The 22,498-nt window shown below is 68.5% G+C and carries 1 protein-coding gene (cut by a window edge); it reads left to right on the forward strand.

Annotated features, from left to right (window positions below):
* Nucleotides 1-22,498: the 5' portion of a sigma factor-like helix-turn-helix DNA-binding protein gene (locus tag ACFK0J_RS05710; RefSeq protein WP_378737213.1), read on the forward strand. 14,273 nt of this gene lie beyond the right edge of the window; only the first 22,498 of its 36,771 coding nucleotides appear in the window; it begins with the start codon at nt 1-3; the stop codon falls past the right edge of the window.

Consider the following 22,498-nt stretch of genomic DNA (forward strand, 5'->3'; position numbering starts at 1 on the left):
ATGACCTGGCTGACCTCTATCTGGAGTTGGATTCCGCCCTGGATCCTGACCACCCTCAACTTCGGCATGGCCTACCCGGACGGCGATCCGGACGCCATGTACGACCTGGGCGACGAGCTGGAGAACGTCGGCAAGCAGCTGCTCGATCTGGAGAACGATCTCAACATCCTGCTGCGCCAGATCGAGAAGGCGTACCCGGAGGGCGACGGCGTACAGAACATCAGCCAGGAGCTCGACAAGTACTTCGGCGGCGACTTCACGATTCGCAAGAATGGCGAAGGCCTGGTCGATCTCGGCGAGTACGTATCCGGCGGCGGCAAGTCGATCGAAGGCTCCCAGGCCATCTCGGCATACTTCGCCGCGGCGACCGCCCGAACGATCATCATGCTGTTGATCCAGGGCTGGCCCTACGGTGCGATCGGCGCCACGATCGCGGCCGCTTTGGGCCGCATCGGGATGGGGATACTCGGCAAGGAAGGCCTGCGCAGGCTCGAGCGAGAGGCCGCGCGGCTCACCACGAAGAACCTGGTGATGCCGTACGTCAAGAAGATCGGTCTGAAGCGGGCCGGCACCCAGGCCGCGACGAGAAACCCGCTGAAAAAGCTGGATCAGTGGGCATTGCAGAAGACCGGCAAGGCGGGCCTGGCCAGAACCGCCCTCGCCGGTGGCGTCCGCGGCGGCGTGCACGGCACGACCCTCGATCTCGCGATCCAGACCGCACAGGCGCTTTCGGGTCACGGCTCGATCGACCTCATGCAGACCGCGCGCACCGCCGTCGACTGGGCGGCGGGCGGTGCGCTGGGTGCGCCGGTCGGCCGCAAAATCGGTGAGCGGTTTCACGCCAACGGGTCTCGGCTGTCGCCGAAGTTCCAGCGCGCGCTCGCCGCAGGTGCGGGTGGCGCCGCTGGTGTTCCCGCGATGTGGGCGTCCGGCATGGGCTGGCAGATGGCCGTCGAGGGCAAGAGCTGGAGCGAAGTCGACAAGACGTTCCACTGGGAGATGCTCGGCGCGGGTATCGGCATGGGCGGGCTCGGCGCCATGCGCAACCATGGCATGGGCGCCGCTCCCGGCACGGGGCTGGCCATCTCGGACGGCGCCCATTCCCGGCCCGGCGGGGCGTTCGCCGGCTCGGAGCAGGCGGCGAAGGAGGCCGCCGCACCGGTTGCCGATCGGCTCATGCGTGCCAGCCATCCCGACCGGGTGCAAGACCCGGTGGAGCGTGCGCGTTACGAGGAAACCTTCCAGCGTGCGCAACAGTTGAAAGACGCTCCCCGCGTCTACTCGACCGATAGCAATGGCGTCCGGTACGAGATGTCGCGCGCCGAGCGCTTGGCCGAGCTCCAGAGGCTCGAACAGGACTTCGCCAACTCGTCGGCCCGCACGGAAAACACCACGTCGGCACAGCCCACTGCCAGTGCGCCGACGAACGCCGAAAGCGGCTCCCGCTCAGCCGATTCCGGGACGAAGACAGCGGATGCGGGTGCTCGGCAGCAGGCTGCGCCGCCCCCGCAGGAAGGCCGGTCCAACCTTCCCGCGGAACGAAGCACCGGGTCGTCGGAGCGAGGTGTCGCGCAGCGTGGTACCTCGACCGGTGGGCAATCCAACAGTCCCGTGGCCAACCCCGGCCGCGCCGGTGTCAGCCCCACGATCAATACCGCAGCGGGTAGCGCCAGTATCGCCGCGGGGCAACAGAGCGCACCGGCCCCGACAGCCCAGCCGAGCCAGCAGTCCCCATCGCAAGGCAATCCCGACCAGGACTCCCGCGTCGTCGGACCGGCGGAGGATCGCGGCACGGGCACCAAACCCACCGACGTGGCGAACGGGACCGAGCGACCCGTGGACAACACGACGGGTTCCAAGGAGAGCGGCACCAAGCCGACGGACGCTCCGGTCGAGCCGAGCACGCGCGGCGACGATGCGCCGGTGGACAATTCGCGTTCCCGCTCCGACGATTCCCCGGTGCCGGGTCGGGACCGGCTGCCCGAGGAAACCAAACCTGCCGCGGAATCTACTGTGGCACAGCCTGATCGGGGCACAGCAGGGGACAAGGGTGCCAACCTCCCGCCCGTCTCGGAGCGTGACGCCAGGCCTACCCAACCGGATCGGCCTATCCAGCCGGATCCCACTACCCCGGGCCGCGAGACATCCGCTGTGCCGCCACCTGCCAACGCCGACAAGGGCGTGCCACGCGTCGTCGAGCCGAGCAACACCGACCGCACCACGAATAGCAGTGCCCAGGAGCACAAGCCAGCACGGATCGGTGTCTTCGATGGCAAGTCGGAGCGTGCCGACGGCGGGCAATTCGATGGTTCCCGGCCGCGCACCGCTGAGCCGCGCATTGCCGAGCCCGAATCACGTCCCGCGAACCAGGAGCCAGGTGGCGCCGCGGTGGCGCCCGAGGGCAAGTCGACCGATGTAGAAGCCAGGCCGACACGTCCGGAGCCCGAGGCGCACCGCACAGCCGAGCTCGAGCGGCGCGGCACCGACGTCGAACCGCGCCGCGGTGACGGTGCGTCGCGGGATCATGTCCGGCAGCCCGAGACGTTCACGGACCTGATTCCGGACAGCCCGGCCGCCGTATTCACGCTGATCGCCGACGGCATTAGGACGCAAACCGAAGCGGCGCTCAATCACTGTGTCCTCGACTCCATTCGGCAGCTGCGGGAGAAGCAGGGCGATGTCGCCGATATGCCGTCGCGGGAGCTCGTCAATCGGGCCGGGGTCCCGTGGTCGGAGGTGGAACCGCTGCTGCGCGGGGCGGTCCCGGAGGTTTACTCCGGCAAGGACGGGGGGCCTGGCCACGCCCTGATACTCGACACGCTGAGCAAATTTGAGCCCGGCGCCACCGCATGGATCGTCGAGGAGCGCGCCACCCCCAACGAGCAGGGCGTCGGCGTGCACACCTATCCCGTCACCTATCTCGGTGGAAACTCGGCGGGCGTACGGCAATACGAGGTCAACGACAGGCACTTCAGCTATCTCTACACCGACCGGCAAGGTCGGGAATGGCTCATCGACAACGCTGCGCCCGAGCGCGGTCCGTACTCACTGGCCGAGCTGGCGGGTGGGTCCAGGGAGAACGCCATACGGACCTCCGCGATCCTCTACAGCGACGGTCAGGTCGTCAGCAGCGGACGCGAACCGATGGTCCTGTCAGGCGGTGAGCGCGTGGGCGCGACGCCGGAGCGCGGTGCCGCGCCGGAACCGCACCGCGAATCCCGGCAGTTGATGCGCGAACTGCAAACGACGATCGGCGAGGAGATGCGTGCCCGCGCCCAGGCCGAGAACCTGCGGGCTGACGCCGAAACCGCCCGTGCGGCAGCCGAAACCGAGCGCGCACGGGGCCGAGAGGAGCAGGCGCGGACCTTCGATGAGCAAGCACAGCGGCTGGTCGAGCAGGCGCAAACCTTCGACGGGCAGGCGGCGTTGGCGCGTGAGCGCGCTGATCAATTGCGCACCACCGTGCTCGACCGTGAGGTGGCGCAGCTTGATCAGGCCGAGCGAAATCTGCGCGCCCGCGAGGATCGGCTGATCGATCAGTTGGGGGAGCGGCTCGGTGACCCGGAGCGCGTCGCACCGCTGCGCGCCGACCTGGAGCGGATCGACGCGATCGAGTCGCTGGAGCGGGAGACCGCTGCCGCGGGCATTGTCGAGCGCGAGCCGTTGCCTGCCATGCGGGCGCTGGAACGCAAGCTCGCGGAGCTGCGGGCCGACGAAAACCTCGTGCAGACCGGCATGCGCGCCATCGAGGACCGGATGGCCGGTATCCCGTTCGCCGCGCGCGAGCGGCACGAAATGATCGAGGCCGCCCAGCGCGGTATCTCCGAGATTCGCGGCGAGATCCGCACGCTGGAGGCCTCGCACGGCAAGTTGGCCGAACAGCACGACGCCGCGCGCACGACACGCGAGGCGCTCGAGGGACGGCTTGCGGAGGCGCTGGCCGCCCGCGATCGGGTGGCCGACGAGTTCCGGGTGGCGGACCCCGAACAGCTGAGCCCGCGCTATCGCGAGGACCCGGTGCGCGAAACCGAGCGCGGCCGCGAAACCGAATCGCCAGGCTCGACTCGCAAGGAGCTTTCGCCGGAGGCCAAGCAGGTCCGGGGGCTGCGGGCGATCGCCGACGAATTGGCCAGGGTGGATGCGGAAGGGCGCGACCTCACCCGCCGCCGCACCATGCTGCGGTCGCTGGACGAACTAGGGGCGCTGCCGCTTTCGGAGCGCGTCGGACTCGTGCCGCCGCACATCGGCGCGGACGGCTCGGCCGGGCCCGCTCGGCTCCTCGTGGTCGGCACCGATGCCAACCCGCGCGGCTACTACCACGCGTTGGAGCAGGTGTTCGGGCAGCAGACCGACCGGATGCTCGCGGTGGCGAAGTCGGGCAAGACGCCGTTCGACATACAGTTCGCGCGAGTCACCGAGGGCGATCCGCACCCGACGGCAGGCCTGGAACAGTATCGGGAGGGCACCGGCAACGCGAAGCTCGGAAAATACCCGGGCAAGTTCGAGGACGCGCTGCCGCCGTACTGGGTGAAGTACTCGTTGACGCAGACGATCGGACAGTCCGGACTACTGTTCGATCAGGTCCCGCACGGGCAGACGGCCGAGGTACTGACCGCGAAGCACGCGCCTTTCGCCCCAACGGATTTCGCGGGTACCAATCAACCCGGCATCTATCAGGACAATATCGGGGTCTACCCGTTCCACTACTACATCATCGCCCACCGCATCATCGGCCAGGCCGCTCGCCACCCGTGGACGCTCGAGTTCGTGCAGAACCGCCCGTGGATCGGCAAGGGCGTGCTCGCCGCCACCAAGTGGTTGCCCGCGCACACCAAGTTCGAGCCGATCACGCCGCGACTGTCGCCGGAGTTCCTGCGCGACCACCCGCACGTCGCCTCGGGCCTGGTGAAGATCAGCGAGTGGATTCCGAACCTGCGCAACCGCGAATGGATCCACGCCATCGCGCCGCCGTTGCGTAATACCCGGACCTACCCGTGGTTCGACCCCGCGCAGCGGCATCCGGAACCGCTGCAGAAGGAGCAGACACCCGGCACCAGGCGAACGGTGCCGGTGTCCCCGCACATCGGCCCGTCGCGGGAGATCCCGCCGCGGCCGGTGGAAAGCGTCGAGATCCCGACCTCGCTCGCCGAACGCTGGCGCAACGAGGGCCGCGAATACGCGGACCTGCAGCGCTGGACGAACGCCGAATACGAGCGGTACGAACGCGATCGGTTGCGCAACGACGATGCCCTGATCAAGAAGATCGCCGACAACGCGCTCCGCGATCCGAACCGCTACTCCGGCGGCGACGCGAAGGCTTGGGACCGAAACGGCGGCAAGGAACCGTGGGTCCGCGATCCCGACGGCTCGCGCCTGCCGAAGCATCCCGACGGCTCCACCTGGTTGCTCGATCCGGATGGCACGCCGCGCCCGCGCGAGGAGGTCGTCGCGAACCTGCGGCAGGTCCGCGACCTGTGGATGCGCAGCGGGCATGTGGAGCGGATCGCCGACGTCGCCGAACTGTGGAACCGGATGGCCGACGGAAATCCGTTGCGCCAGGACCGAATCGGGATCGAGTCCGCGCTGCTCGAGAGCACGCTGATGGCCAAGAACCCGAAACTCAGCTGGGAACAGGCACACGACCAGGCCAAGAAGGTCTACAACTGGGATGCCAACCGGCCGCACCTGACCGGCGAGCGGGCCGAGCGCGGGCCGATCGCCAAGCTGACCGGCCGCCGCGAGTTGACCCGTCCATTCCTGCACGAACAGGCACCGATCGTGCCGCGACCCGAGCAGACCCGGCGCTTCGGGCAACAGCTGAACTACGGCCTGCAGTATCTCGGACCCACCCGCAGCCGGGTGCGGGAAATCCTCACCGGCTGGCCGGAGGCGCGGATCGCCGAGGCCGAACGCGCGGTCACCAAGCTGGTCCGGCGGGCGACCCGCAACTACCGCGGCGATCACGATCTCGCCCTCGGCGGGGTGGAGGTCACCGGGAAGGTCACCGGGGCGCCGGGCGAACAGCGCCTGCAGATCGAGATCACCAAACGGGGTGGCCACAAGCCGCCCTCGGTACGGCGCTTCACGCTGGAGCAGTACGAGAACAACTGCGTACCACGTTCGCTCAACCAGGTGACGAAACATCAGGGCCCGGTGGTCGACCCGCCGCAGCCGAATCCGAAGAACCGGGCGGGCCTGCCATTCCGCGAAGTGGTACCGCGGCTGAACGGGGCCCGCCTCGACGGATTCACCACCGACGCGACCGGGACGGCGCACGGGCACATCATCGAGGGGTTGATGGCGCGCGGGCTGAACGAGAACGGTCGCGGGGCGACGGCGTGGGTGGTGGACCGGCGGGTGACCGTCGACGGTCACGAGATCGGTGGGCACTCCTGGTCCGCCACCTACCAGGGGCGAACGAGTTCGGGCGCACATGTATTCGAGGTGGACGGCAAGACGGTCACCTATGCGGGCCGGGATGCCAGGGGCCGCGAGCTCGTTTTCGACGAGAACGGGGTCCGCCAGTCGTTGGCCCGATTGACCGGTGGGTCACGAAAGGAAACCGCGCAGACCTGGGCGGTCGTCTGGCACGACGGCGAGGTCGTACACCTGCCCGCGGGCAATCAGCATGCGCCGCAACCGGAATCGAAGCTGCGCGTCGGCCAGGACCCGGTGGGCGAGGCGCGGCGCGACCCGTTGCGCGAGGCGGAGCGCGCGTTCGAGCAGGCGGAGGTCTGGTCCGGCAGCGATCCACCGGCGCGGGCCGGGGACCGCGAGTACGCGCGGGCGCTGACCGACGAGCTCGGCATGCGCGACGTGCTGGTCAACGCGCGTGATCCGTTGCGCGAGTTGAGCGATCTCGGGCGCAAGGCGCTGGCCCGCGGCTTCCTCGAACCGCCAGCGCCCGGCGCGGAGCCGCGCCAGATGCGGCTCGACGACCACCGCCCGCTCGGCGACGGTGAGTACCATCCGGTCGACCGGATGGCCGCCGCCGATCCGGAAGCGATCGGAAACGGACCGGGCGCACAGCGTTCGGTACGAACGGATCCGATACCGCGTCCGGAGTCGATGGACACGGTCCGGGACGGGTTGACGCGCAGGCTGGATCTGCGTGCCGAGGATGTGGCAACGGGCAAGCTGGCCGAGACGATCACCGATCAGCGTTTTCGGACGCTGTTGCGGGCAGGCGCGGTCGAGGCGCTCGACAACGCGGTGCGCAGACTGCCACATGCCTCCGACGTCGATCTCAGCAATCGCATTGCCGCCGAACGGGATACCTGGGCGCGATTGCTCGGTGTGCGTGAGCCGGAGCTGCACCCGGATCGGTACGCCGACACCCTCGCGCGGTTGCGCCAAGAGACGCTGGACCGGGCCGCCGCGATCAACCATCTCGCCGACGCGGTGCAGCAGAGCGGCGGGACCGCGCGGCCGGACGCACCACTGCGCGTCGATCTGGACGTGCACGGCAAGAAATTGCCGCTGCGCCTGGTACCCGACGGCAGCGGCGGCTGGCGGGTGGAGCCCGCCGACCGACTGCCCGCACCCCGAGTGACCGAATCCGATCCCGCCACCACCAAGTCGAAGCTGCGGGAACTGGTGGAACGGTTGAGAAACCGTGGGCACGAGCAGATTCCGCAGCATCCGCTGGGCTCGGGTCAGAACGCCGATCTGTACGGTCAGATCGGCAGTGGTGTCGAGGCGGGCCTGCACCTGCCGGCGGTGGATACCACCTGGGACCCGGCGTTCTTCGCGTTGCAGGTGCTGAAGTTCAACAGCGGTAACCGCGAGCGGTTCTTCCACCTGGTCATGGGCACGGTCGGCGACAAGGTGCACAACCCGCCGCCGCTGCTGGACCGTACTGGTCGTGAGTACGAGTACTGGCGCGATATCGACCAAGAACAGCTGAAGAAGTTCGACGCCGAGATGAAGCGGCTCGGGCTGGACACCCGTTTCAACCCGCCCGCCGAGGAACGGCCCGCGGTGGCCTCACCCCCGGTGGCAGGCGAGCGGCCCGGCGCCGAACGCGACGTGCCCGCACCGGTGGAGGGTGCGCAGACGCACCAGCCCGAGTCGGCGGTGCGCGCGGATCTCGCGCGGGAGGGTCAGCAGCTTTGGAACGCCGGGTTGGCACGCCAGCGCGAGGGCGAGGCGCTGTATCAGGCGGGTCGCAAGATCGGCGTCGAGCTGACCGACCTGAACCCGGAGACGGTGCGGCAGGCCTTGGAGCAGGCGCGTTACCGGGCGCTGCGCCATGTGGGTGCAGTGGAGGCCATGCGTGAAGCGGCCCTGCGATTCGACCGCGAGAACAGATTCGTCCGCTACATCGACGAGCACAGCGCCACCAACCCGAACCCGATGGAGCGCTTCGCCAAGGAGATCGCTCAGCACCAGGGCAAGGACTTCGAGCGGCTCGATACCGAGAAGCGAGTCGCGAACAATTCCGCGGGCACTCGCCGCTGGTGGGATCTGAACTACAACCGCGAACCCGGCGTGGTCAAGATGTTCGAGAACGTCGTGCGCCGCGACCAGGTGCGCCTCGAACTTTCCGACTGGACCCAGATCTTCGGCCTCGATCGGGCCGAGGTGCACCCGTCGAACCTGGACCGGACGGTGCTCGGCCTGCTCGGCGAGGAGCGCAACTTCTCCAGGGCGGTGGATGAATTCCAGGCGCAGGCACGCGAATATCGTTCCGCCGCCGACCGGTTCGACGGCCTTGCCGAGAAGATGGCGCGCGATGCGGGCGCGGAATGGATTCGGTCGCAGCACGGCGAGCCGCTGGACGCGCGCAATCCGCACAACGTCGGCCGGGTGGCGGGCCCGCCGGAGCGGCTGCTGATCGTCGACAACGGAACGAAACACGATCGGCTACTTGCCGATACGCTGGCCGACCCGGCCAACGCCCGGCTCGCCGAGGCGATCACGCGCGGTGCTGTGCAGGTCGAATACCACACCGTCTGGGCGGACCGCGCGGGCGAGGTGCACGCGGTGGTGCTGGAATCGCCTGAGGTGCGGCACTTCTCGGGCACGGTCGAGGGCCGAACGCTGCACGTGACGGCGGTCGGCGACGGCTCGGGTGGGTGGCGAGTCGTTCACGATCCGGCGCAGCCCGCGCCCGCGCCCGCCGCGATGGCTACGCCGCGCAGCGCTGCCCGGCTGGCCCAGGTGGTCGATCGACTCGGCCTCACTCCGGCGGATCTCAGTCCTGGCCGGTTGGCACGAACGCTGTCCCAACTGCGCGCCGAAAACGGCTTGCGAGCCTTGCGAATCGAGGCGATCGCCGATCAGGTCAGCACCCGGCAGGACATCGCCCGGTTCCAGGAACTCCAGGATCTGCTGCACAAGCTGAAGGCCGATCCCGTCGCATTGCGGACCGATCCGGTCAAGACGCTCGACCAGCTGCGACCGAAGATCGAGGAACTGAAGAAGGCGGATCCCAAGTCGGCCACCAAGATCGACGGCCTGGTCAAGGATCTACGGGAGCGGCCGGGATTCTCCGAGTGGGATCCGCGCATCGCCGAAGGCGATATGCCGGTGCACCGCTCGGACGCGCCCGCGCACATCGAGCGGGTGATCGGCGACGCCGAACGGTTCCGTGCCGATCTACGCGACCGCCCGGTCGACCTCGCGGAAGTCCCGACACCCGACAGTGATTGGCTGCGGCTGACCGGCGTCGACCTGACCGGCAAGACGCCGGAACAGGTGGCGAAGATCTACAGTGAGGTCGTCGCGGGCAAGCTGCACGAGCAGGGTATCCAGACGCGCGAGCAGTTGGCCGAAGTGCTCGGTGAACTGCGGGCCGAGGTCCGCGAGGACGCTGTCGCGATCGCCGAACTGGCCGACCTGGTCACCTACAACAACTGTGTGCCCGAGTCGCTGCACCAGGTGAACGACCTACAGGGACGCCCGCTGGTGACCGTGCCCGAAGTCAACCCGGGCCGGCTGTCCGGACGGACCTGGTCCGAGACCGAACCGCATCTCAATGGCGCGCAGGTCGAGGGATTCGTCTCGGACGCGGCATCCTCGGGTCACGGCCGGTTGGCCGAAGGAATGATCCAGCGCGGGCTGGACCGCAACGGCCGTGGCGCTACCGCGTGGGTGCTGGAACGGCGGGCCACCGTCGACGCGCACGGCGTCGGCGGGCATTCCTACCCTGTGCAGTACCTCGGCGAAAACGCGGGCGGCATGCACCGATTCCTGGCCCACGGTCAGGAAGTGGTCTACCTCGGCATCGACGCGCAAGGCCGCGAATGGTTCCTGACCGCGGACGGTCAGGTGAAGTCGATGGCCGAACTGGCCGGTGCCTCCCGCCAGGAGACCAGGGAGATTTGGGCGGCTGTCTGGCACGACGGACAATCCGTGCATATCGAGGGCGGCGATCCGCACGCGCCGCTGCCGGACGCGAATCTGCGCATCGGCCAGGACACCGGCGCGGGCCGCGTCGGCGATCCGCTACGCGAGGTGATCAAGCACTTCGAGGAGATCGCCGCGCATTCCGACAGCAGTCCACCGGCTCGGCAGCGGGAGGGCGATCGTCGCTACGTGCGGGAACTCGTCCAGCGGCTCGACCTGGGTGATGCGCTGCGAGTCGTGCGCGAACCGCTGCGCGAGCTGTCCGACGTGGCGCGGATGGCCTTGGCCCGCGGCTTCCTCGAACCGCATCCGGCGGGTGAGCCGAACCCGATGCGGTTCCCCGCGGACTACCGGCCGTTGGAAGCGGGCGAACGGTATCCGAGCGATCGACTGGCGAACGCCGACGGCACCCGGCTCGGTACGCATCCCGAGGCCCGGACTTCCGGTGCCCCGCATCCGGAACCGCGGCCCGAGTCGATGGTGTCGGTGCGCGACGAGTTGGCCCGCCGCCTGGATGTCCCCCGCGCGGAGCTCGTGCCCGACCGGCTTGCCGAGACCATCGCCGAACAGCGCCACCGGACCGTGCTGCGGGCGGGTGCGGTAGAGGCGCTGGCAACCGCGGTGCGCCGGCTCCCGCACGCCTCGGACATCGACCTGTCGAATCGCATTGCCGCGGTGCGGGATACCTGGGCGCGGCTGCTCGAGGTACCGCGGGACCAGCTGCAGCCGAGTCGGATCGAGGACACCATCGACCGGCTGCGCGCCGAAGTCCTGGAGCGTGCGGCGACAGTCGCGAAACTCGCCGATGCGGCACGGGTGGCCGAGACGCAGCCGGGGCCCGCGTCGGCCCGGGTCGACGAGAACCTCCGGATGGACCTCCGGGTAGGCGACGAACTGGTGCCGGTCGTCCTCGTGCCCGAAGGCGCGGGCGGTTGGCGCATCGAGCCCGCACAGCGATTGGACGCGCCGCGGGTGCCGGAGCAGGCGCCGGCGCAACCCGCCCGATCTCGGTTGGGCCACATGTGGGACCGGCTGCGCGACCGTGGGCACGAGCAGATTCCGCAGCACCCACTCGGTTCGGGTCAGAACGCCGAGTTGTACGGGCAGGTAGGCAGCGGCGTCGAGGCCGGTCTGCAGCTGCCGCAGGTGGATGTGACGTGGGATCCGGCGTTCTTCGCGTTGCAGGTGTTGAAGTTCAACAGCGCCAACCGTGAGAAGTTCTTCCGCTTCGTGATGGGCACCGCCGGAGAGAAGTCGTACAACCTCCCGCCGGTGCTGGATCAGGCCGGGAACGAGTACAAGTACTGGCGCGATATCGACAAAGAACAGCTGAAGCAATTCGACGCCGAGATGAAGCGACTCGGCCTGGCGGGGCGCTTCGATCCGCCGAGCGAGCAGCAGCGACCCCAGGTCGCCGCACCGGCTGCCGGGGAACGTACCGGTACCGAGCGCGACGTGGTGGCGCCGGTCGAGGGCGCGCGCACGCATGAGCCCGACGCCGCGGTCCGCGCGGAGTTGGCCCGGGAAGGACAACAGCTTTGGGATGCCGGCGTGCGACGGCAGCAGGCGGGGGAGGCGTTGCACGAGGCGAGTCGCAAGGTCGGCGAGAAGCTGACCGACCTCAGCCCCGAGACGGTGCAGCGGGCGTTGGACCGGGCGCACTATAGAGCGCTGCGCCATGTCGGCGCCATCGAGGCATTGCGCGACTCGGCGCTGCTGTATCACCGGGAAGACGCCCACCTCGGCTACCTCGGGCAGCACAGCGAAACCAACCCGAACCCGTTGGAGCGCTTCGCCAAGGAAGTCGCGCGCGAGCAAGGCAAGGATTTTGAGCGCCTCGATACCGAGAAACGGGTTGCCAACAACTCCGCGGGCACCCGCCGCTGGTGGGACCTGAAGTTCAACCAGGACCCCGAACTGGTCCGGGTATTCGAGTACCAGCTGCGCCGGGACCAGGTCCGGCAGCAATTCGCCGACTGGGCCGGGATGTTCGGCCTCGATCGAGGGGAGTTGCGTCCCGAAAATCTGAACTCGACGCTGGCGGCGCTGCATGCCGAGGAGCGCGCGTTCTCCGAGGCGGTGGCCGCCTTCGAACGGCAGGCCACCGAATACCGCCCGATCGACGAGCGATTCAACACACTCGCCGACAGCATGGCGCGTCGCGCGGGCGCGGAATGGATCGAGTCGCAGGGCGGGGTGCCGCTCGACTCGAACAAGCCCGCGAAGGTCGGCCGGGTGGCGGGCCCGCCGGAGCGGCTGCTGATCGTCGACAATGGATCGAAACATGATCGGCTGCTTGCCGATACGCTGGCCGACCCGGCCAATACCCGCCTCGCCGAGGCGGTCACCCGCGGGGACGTACGGGTCGAATACCACATGGTCTGGGCCGACCGGACCGGCCAGGTACACGTGGTCACCCTGCCGACGCCCGAGGTGCGCCATTTCTCCGGCGAGGTCGGTGGCCGCACCCTGAACGCGACGACTGTTCGCGAGGGCGACGGTCCCTGGCGCGTGGTCCCGGATCCAGTGGAGCCGCCCGCCGCGAGCATGGCACCGACGCCGCGCAGCACCTCGCGTTTGGTCGAGGCGGTTACCCGGCTGGGTCTCGAGCGCACGGACCTGGCGCCACATCGGTTGAACGACACCCTTTCCCGTTTGCGGGCCGAGAACGGTTTGCGGGCGCTGCAGATCGAGGCGCTGGCCGATCAGGCCCGGACCGGCATCGAGGTCGGGCGGTTCCACGAGCTACAGGACCTGCTGCACCAGCTGAAGATCGATCCGGAGGCGTTGCGGACCAATCCGGATGGCACGCTGGACGGCCTGTACAAGCAGATCGAGGCGTTGAAGACGGCGAGCCCGAAGGCCGCGGCCAAGATCGACTCGATGGTTGCCGACCTGCGCGCCCGGCCCGAGTTGGCGCACTGGGATCCGCGCATCGCCGAGGGCGATCTGCCCGTGCATCATGCCGATGCGCCCGCGCATATCTCGCGGGTCCTCGGTGATGTCGACCGGTTCCGCGCCGACCTGCTCAACCGGACGCCGAACCTGCCGGATATCCCGGCGCCCCTGCGGGATTGGCTGCGGCTCGCCGGTGTCGACCTGGCCGGGATGAAGCCGGAAGACATCGCCAAGGTCTACAGCGACTTCGCCGGGGGCAAGCTCCCCGAGATGGGGCTGCGCACCCCTGCCGAGCTGGCCGCGATACACGCTGAACTGCGTGCCGAGGTGTTGCGGACCGCCGAGGACATCGCTCAGCTGGAAGCCCATCTCGTTCCGAACAACTGTGTGCCGGAATCGATCGGACGGCTCATCGACCAGCAGGGCCCGGTGGCGACGCTGCCGCAGGTCCGGCCGGGCACCATGGCCGGAACGACCTGGGGCGAGACCCGCCCGCACCTGAATGGGGCGCAGCTGGAGGGATTCCACGCCGACGCGACGGCCTCCGCGCAAGGAAACCTGATCGACGGAATGAGGCAGGTGGGCCTGGGCAAGCACGGACGCGGTCCGACGGCCTGGGTGCTCGAGCGTAGAACCACCCGCAACGGGCACGATATCGGCGCACACAGCTTCACGGTGCAGTATCTGGGCGAAAACGTCGAAGGTGCATCGCGATTCCTGGTCGATGCCAAGGAAGTGATCTACCTCGGCACCGACCAGCAGGGCCGGGAATGGTTCCGCACCAATGACGGCCGTGTGCTGTCGTTGGCCGAACTGACCGGGGGCTCCCGCGACGAGACCGCGCAGACCTGGGCCATCGTCTGGAAGGACGGTCAGGTCGTCGAGGGCGTCGGCGACCGCAACATCCGGCCGCCGGACGATCAGCTGCGTATCGGCGCCTCGTCTGACGAGACACCGCGCCAACAGGATTCCGATCCGGCCAATCCCGCCCGGGCGCCGGATGCGGCCGAACGTCCCGAGCCCGAACCTGATCCAGCCGCGTTCCTGTCCGAGGACCTGTTGGAAATGCTGTCGCCGCAGGAGCGAGCGGCAATGCTCGAGGCGCAACGCGAGGCGGCTCCCGAGAACAAGCCAGAGGTGGTCCGCGAGCCCGAACCCGATCCGGCGGCGTTCTTGACCGACGACGTGCTGGAGATGCTGTCGCCGGAGGAGCGGACAGCCGTCCTCGAAGCTCAGCGTGCGGCGGCCCAGGAGGAGCAACCGGGGACGGACCGTCCGTCGGCTCGGTCCGATGACACAGCGCGCCCGACCGGCGAGGAGCGGACGGGACCCATAGCCGCACAAGAACTTTCCGTGCGGGCCGACGAACCCGGCACGACCCCGGTTCGGCGTTCGGAGTTGGTGGTCCGTGGCACCGAAACCGGGCCGCGCACCGAGGGTGAGCAGCTGGGTGCGGCCGGCCGCGCCTGGGATTGGGTGGGCGAGCGACTGTCCGACTGGCCGGCCGACAAGGTCGACACCGCTGGGCTCGAGGTCGCCGATCGCGTCGCGACGGCGCTGGAGCGACCGGTCGGTGAGGTCACCGTCACGCTGGAGGAAAGCGGCACCCGCGGCGATCGGACGCTGCGGGGCGCCGTCGGCGATCAGGTGTTCGAGCTGCACGAGTCGAATCGGGCGCCGGCCTGGCTCCGTTCCGCGATCGAACCGATTCGGCATGTGCCGGTGCATGTTCCGGATGAAGTGGCGATCGCCGTCGACTCGCGTCGAATTCCGCAACTGGCCAAGGCGCTCGCGCCCCTCGACCCGCTCGGCGCCAGCCACGACGTCGCGGCGAACAATATCGAGGCCGGACTGCGCCATGCGGCCCGCATCAACCATGGCCGACTACACGGGCTCCGGGTCGAACTCGAGGGCTCCGTCGTCCCGGTCCGATTCGGCGAGGAAACCGCCGAACTCACCGTCTACCCATTCTGGGACCAGGATTTCCGAGGCGGCACGCGCCCACTGGAGCTGACCGGCCGCAACGACCGGACCGTCCAGCTCGGCGAATTCGCCGAGGCCATCGTCGCCGACCTCCGGCAGCGTCGCGATGAGTTCAGCGCGGTGAATCCCGAAGGCGAGCGCGGTGCCGGGGAATCCCTGCGGGACGCCGAACTTGCTGGGCGACACTCGGATACCGTCGAGCGGAATCGAGACGGCTACGCGACGACGATGCCGGACGATCCCGGGACGTATGACCGGTGGCACGGCAGGCCGAGCAAGCACCACCAGCTTCAGGTGAATTCTGACGGGAAGGTTCTCGGTCCGGGCGGGGCGTTGTACAACAGCGCCGCTCGGGGTGACGCTTTCGTGACGACCGGCCCGTCGGACTTCCGGCACTCGTCGCACGACACCCATGGGGCCCTGCACGGCACGTACGACCGGAAGGTCGAGGTGACCGGGTTCGGGCTGGTGGAGATCGACAACGGCGTCGTGGTCGAGGTCAATTCCTACAGCCGCGACTTCCTCGGCTCGGCCGCGGAGCACAAGTTCCTCGCGCAGTCCCGTTCCACGCTGATCGGCCTCGGCGCCGATCTTTCGGCGGCCAGCCGGAACGGCGAATTCCAGGGCTTGCTGTGGCGCACCGATCGGGCAGCTCCCGCGCTTGCCGACGTGATCGCTGGACGGGTCGACAGCAGCAAGCTTTTCGCGGGCTACGGCGACCACTTCTGGGTGAGCGTCACCGGCGAGACACGCGAACCCGGCGCGGTGTCGATCACGTTGACACTCAACCCGGTCGGCGACGCCGCGCCCGGTCGGGTCACCGTCAAGGTGGGCGAAGAGGCCCATGGTCCGAAGGTGCGCCTGGAAAACGCCGAATTCGGTTTTGCCGGGGACCGGGCCCGTGAGGCGCTGCGCGAACTGCACGAGCGGCTGACCTCGCAGTTCGGCGAGGCCGCGGTGGTCAGAACCGAAAGTGTCGATGCGGTGTTGTCGGCAAGCGACTCAGCCACCAGGTCGCCGGGTGGCACACCCGAGCACTCGAATGCGGCCGCGCGACGCCCCGCCGATGCGCCGACCAGGGTGCAGGAGCGGGAGGTCACCCGCTCGGTCGATCCGGAACAGCTTCGGGTGCAGCGTGATCAGGCACGCGAGCTGATCGAGGGTTTGGCCGAGGTACACGAGCTGTCTCCGGCGGAGCTGGTTCCCGGCTCACCGACATTGGAGCAACTGCGTGGCGAGCGCGACACCCTGCGCGCCGAGCTCGGCGACATACTCGGACCGGACCTGGCCCAGCGCCGAAGCGTTCGCGAAGACCCGATGGCGTTCTTCGAGCGACGCGGACCCGAGGCGATACCCGCCCCGTCGAGATACGAGCGAGCGGTTGAGGTCGCCGAGCGGCTGACCGAACTGGAAGCACTGGTCGGCGGTGCCGATAGCTACCACCGACTGAACGCGGAGCTGGCCCAGGCCGAGCGCGCCAACGGGTCCGAGGGGGGCGTCGAACACCGAGCGAATGGGGCGGGCCTGCCGCCGGACCGGCCGGGTGCCGCGGTGGCGCGGATGCTGCCGGAGGCGCGTGTCGCGGAGAGCATCGGGCACGATCCGGCCGCGAGCTTGTTGCCCGCGGAGCGGGAACTGATCGCGGGCAAGGGGGAGCGCACCGAACGTCAGTTCAGCAACGGGCGTACGGTCGCGCGCCGGGCGCTGGAACAGCTCGGCATCGTCGAGTTCCCGATCCTCAAGGGCGCCAAGGGGGAACCGCTGTGGCCCGAGCATGTGGTCGGCAGCATCTCGCATACCCGCGATTACTACCTCGCCGTGGTCGCCGACAAGCACGACGTCCGATCCCTCGGCATTGACGTGGAATACAACGCACCCATGCATCCCGACGCGGTGACGCAGCGGGCGCTGCCGCAGGAGCAGCGCTGGTTGGCCGACCCCACCCTGCCCAGCGGAGTGCATTGGGATCGAGTGCTGTTCTCCGCCAAGGAAAGCGTGTACAAGGCGTGGTACCCGCTGACGGGCCGTTTCCTGGGTTTCCGGGAAGCGCTGATCACCTTCGACGTTTCCCGGGGAACGTTCCGTGCCGAGTTGCTCGTCGATGGCGCGACCCACGACGGCCCGCCGCTGACCGAACTACACGGCCGGTTCACCGTCGAGGACGGCCGGATCGTCACCGCGGTGGTGCTCCCGCACGAGCGCACCACCATCGAAATCACGGGCACCCCAAGCGAATCCACCTCGCGTTCGACACCTCTGCCCGAAGCGGCTGAGCCGGGTACCCGCGGCAGCGAAGACCGGCGGGTCGGCGCGGGCGATGCCCACCTGCCGCCGCGCGAGCCGGAGCACGCGGTACGCGAGTGGAAGTCCGAAGATTACTCGAGCACAAAAGAACTCGTCGACTCGTTCACCGAGACGCATGGCATCCCGCTCGCCGGATTCGACAGTCCCGGGCTGGTGGTCGATCGCGTCCGCGAGTACACCCAGGCGATGCACGACATGCTCGTGGCGTACCCGCACACCGAGGTGCGCCAGATCGCTGTCGAGTTCTTGCTGGGGCCGCAGTCCGAGGTAGTGCTCGGCATCGAGAGCACCGACGGCCGGACGTCCCCCGGTGCGCGGATGTTCACCGAATCGATTGCCTTGAACAAAGGTCTGCTCACCCAAGAGCAGGCGCCCGCGGGGATGGTGCGCGGCCACGCCGCCAAGGCCTACGCCGAGGCGATGGTGTACGCCGGACGTTGGCGCGGCGAGGCCGAGGCGTTGCCCGCGTTGCGCCGCTATTACGAGCAGAACATCGGGCCGTCGGGCGGATCTTTCGGCGACTGGCAGCGCGAGCAGTTCGACCCGGGTTCGTTCGATCGGTCCGGACGGTTCGATGTGCGCGACGCACTGGTGAAATCGTTCGCGCTTGTTGCCAGCGGAAAGCCGGATGTCCCCGTCGGCGCCCGGATTCTGCATGACGTGCTGGTCGAGCAGGCCGAGTTGTGGCGCGGTCAGGGTGCGGACAATCCGCGCGTCGGGCAGGTCGATTCGCCTACGGTGCGGGAAGCCAAGGCGCAGATCAGCGCTCGTCTGCGCGAGGATCTGCGGCTCGAGTCGGTCGAACTCGAGCTGCCCGGCGTCGATCTCGGTGCCGTCCGAGAAGTCGACGCGACGCTGCGCTCCCTGGTCGAGCGGTATCCCGACATCGAACCGGGCAGCATCCTCGTCCTGCCGATGCCGGAGAGCACCTACGCGAGCACCCGCTGGGCGATTCGGGACGGGCGCGTGATCACCGAATGGATCGCGATCAACGAGCGATACGCGGTCAACCCCGAACTGCACCGGAAGAGCATGATCGAGGACGCCGAGCGCGGCTTCATGGAAGGCCCGCCGGACAACCCGATCCGCACCGACCTGACGCACGAATCGTTCCACGTGCTGCAACATGCCGCCGGATTGCGGAACACCCCCGAGATCTTGAAGGCCGAACTGGAGGCAGTCACCAACGAGCTGCTCGTGCGGTACGACACCGTCCGAGATCGGGTCCAGGCAACGGACTTCCACCAGTGGTTGAAGGCCGAGCTCAGCGGTTACAGCTTCGACCGGCGCGGCCAGCTCAATCCGCTCGAGGCCTACGCCGAGGCGGGCGTCGCCATGGTGTTCCACCCGGAGCGGGCAACCGACGCACAACAGGTGCTGTACAACCGGATGATGCGGCTGCTCGGTGAGCAGACCGGACACGCACCCGAGGTGCGTCCGGAGCCGGGTGAACGCGGAATCCAGGGCCGGGAATCGGATCCGGCCCCGCCCGAGCACACGGAACCGCACCGCGAGCTCGCCGATTGGGCCGCTGACGACTACGCCACCACGCGGGAACTCCTCGACGCCTTTACCGATAACCACGGCATCGACCTTCAGGGCTTCGACGGCTCGCCGCTCGTGCTCGACAACGTGCGCGAGTACGTCCAGGCCATGCACGACATGCTCGTCGCCTATCCCGAGGTGACGGTGCGCGAGATCGCGGTCAAGCGAATGGAATCCGACATCTCCGTGCTGATGGGGATCGACGGAGAGGGGCCGAACGCGCGGCTGTTCACCGAAACGATCGGCCTGCGCAGGCAGCTCCTCGCGGCGCCGAATCTGCCGGCGGGGCGGGTGTACAGCACCGCCGTCGAGGCGTTCGCCGAGGCGATGGTGTACGCCGGACGGTGGCGCGCCGAGACAGCGGCACTGCCGGAGTTACGCCGGTACTTCGAGGAGAACCACGGGCCCGCCCGCGAGCCCGCGTTCACCGAGTGGCTGGAGCGTCAGTTCGATGCCAGCTGCTTTACCGACGCGCGGGCGCTCGATGTGCGCGAAGCGCTGGTGCAGTCGTTCGCCGCCGTCGAAGGGGACCGGCCTTACCCGACCAAGGGTGAGGAGGTGCTGCACGAGGTCCTGGTCGATCAGGCCGAATTGTGGCATGACCAAGGCGCGTACAACCCGCAGGTCACGCGTTCCGAGGATCCGGTGGATCGGCACGCGCGGGTGGAGATCGGCGAGCGGCTGCGCGAAGATCTCGGCATCGAGCCGGTCGGGCTGGACATCCCGGGCGTGCGCGCCGAGACGGTGCGTGAGTTCGACGAGACGCTGCGCCAGATGATGGAGCGGTTCCCCGAGATCGATCCCCGTCAGATCATGATCACCCCGATGTCGGAGGAGGTCTACGCGCAAACCGCGTGGCGGCACCACGGCGACGGCACGATCACCACCAAGTGGATCGCGTTGAACGAGCGATTCGCGATCAACCCGGAACTGCACGCCCGTGAGATGGCCGATGCCGTCGCCAGAAAGTTCCTGGTCGGCGATGCGGGCAACCCGATACAGACCGACGTCACGCACGAAGCGTTCCACGCGTTGCAGAATGCCGCCGGGTTGCGCAGCACACCCGACGAGCTGCGCGTCGACCGCGAAGGGGCGCTGCGCGAGCTCATCGCCAAGTACGACGAGGTACGGGATCGCGTGCCCGCGAGGAACTTCGAGGAATGGCTGCGCGACGAACTCACCGGCTACAGCTTCGACGAGCGCGGTGTGCTCGACATGGGCGAGGCCTACAGCGAGGCGGGCGTCGCGGTGGTCTTCCACGGCGATGCCGCGACCGACGCACAGCAGGTGCTCTACGACAGGTTGTTGCGGCAGCTCGCCGAAGGACCGGAAGGGCCCGGCGGCGAACGCGCGTATCCGGGCGAGAGCGGGGTTCGCGATCACGCGTCGGAGCCGGGCGAGCATCGGGAACGGGCCGAGCACCCGGCCGACTCGGTGGCGGATCGCTCGACGCCCGAAACCGAGTGGGACTCAGCGGACTACTCGAGCGCGCGGGAAGTAGGCGAGGCACTGGCCGCGAAGCACGGGATCATCGCGGTCGGGTTCGACAATCCGCGAGTGGATGTGCGCACCGCGCTCGAATACGCCAGGGCGATCGATCGGGGGTTCGCCGAGCATCCCTATGTCGATTTGCGTGCGGTGCGCATCGCGCCGCTGGAGTTGATGATGCCGGCGCTCACCGAGGTCCGGGTGGACAACGGCCGCATGCACACCCACTCGATCACGCTGAACTCCCGCTACGCGATTCGGCCCGAATTGCTCGAGCGGATGTGGGCCAAGCGGGTGGCGGATGGCTTCACCGTCGGTCCCGCCGACCGTCCGGTGTACGGGCTGATCGTGCACGAGTTCGGGCACGCGGTCGACAACGCCGGAGCCCACGGCGCTCGTAATGAACTGCTCTACGAGCTGTTCCATCACTACCGGATGGAATTCAAGTCCGACGACATGGGCGCGTTCATGGATTGGGTGCACACCCAGTTCAGCAAGTACAGCTTCGACTCCGACGGTGTCCTGAACCCGGTCGAACTCCTGCCGGAGGCGTACGCGGCGGTGACGCACAAGGGCCACGCCGCCACCGATGGCGAGCGGGTCGCCCACGCACTGCTGCTGAGCGAGGCCAAGGCCGAGCAGGAGCGGCAAGCACGCGGCGGGAACAGTGACATGGACAGCCTGACCGCACGGCTGGACGCACTGATGAAGGACGATCCGACCAGCGGCTTCTTCCCGACGTTCCCCGAGGAAGGCCAGGGCGGCAGTCCGGAGCAGCGGATGAGTTTCGACCCGCGATCCGGCGCGGGTGGCTTCCGCGGGGAATTGCCGTGGAACGCATGGGCATACGAGCACCCCCGCGAGTTGGCCGAGGCGCTCTACGACAACCACGACCTCGACGTGGTCACCTTCGGCAACGGACACATCGACCGTATTCGGGAGTTCAGCCAGGCGATCCACGACCTGATGACCGAGCACCCGTATGTGTTCTTGCGGGAGCTCGACGTCCACAACGGCGTGCGGGATGCCGAGGCCGTGCTCGGCTTCGGCGACCAGCAGGACCGCCCCGGCGGCGGCCCGGTGTGGGCGGAGTCGATCCTGGTGAACACCAGACTGACCACCGATCCGAACCTGCCGCCCGGCCGGATCTACAACGCAGTCGTGCGCGAGTTCGCCAGTGCGCTGGTGTATTCCGGTCGCTGGCGTGCCGAGGTGCACGCACTGCCCGTTTTGCGAGGGCACTACGCCGAAACCGGGGGACGGGCGCAAGATTTCCAGCCGTGGCTGCGCGAGCAGTTCGATCCGCACTGCTTCGACGCGGCAGGCCAACTCGATCCGCGCATGGCGCTGGAGGAGTCGTTCGTCGCGGTCAAGGGCGGCCCGTCGCCGATCACCCCCGGCAAGCAGATCCTGCACGACGTGCTGGTCGAGCAGGCCGAGAAATGGGGTGCCGCAGGCGACCCGTCCTACGTCGAGGCCGGGGAGCGTGCCTGGGAAGCTCAGGAAAAGCGGCTCATCGCGGTGGACCTGGAGGACCAGTTCGGCATCCGGTCGTCCGGGCTCGATATGCCCGCGGTGGACCTGCACACCGTGCGGCAACTGGACGCGGCGATCCGCGACGTGCTCGAGCGGCACCCGAACATCGACGTGCGCCGAATCCGGATCGCGCCACTGCGGGACGAGGCGGTATACGCCGAGACCCGGATGGTCTACCAGGGCGGCCGGGCGCAGCACGTGCGGGAGATCGTGCTGAACGAGCGGTACGCGATACATCCGGACCTGTTCGCGCAGCACATGACTCAGGACTTCGATTCCGGTCATCTGGTCGCCGACCCCGAGCGGCCCGCGTACAGCTCGATGGTGCACGAACTCATGCACGGGCTGCATATCAGCGCCGGGTACGACAAGTCCTTCGACAGCCAGATCGCGG

The organism is Nocardia brasiliensis, assembly GCF_042691675.1.
In the GTDB taxonomy this organism is placed as follows: Bacteria; Actinomycetota; Actinomycetes; order Mycobacteriales; family Mycobacteriaceae; genus Nocardia; species Nocardia brasiliensis_D.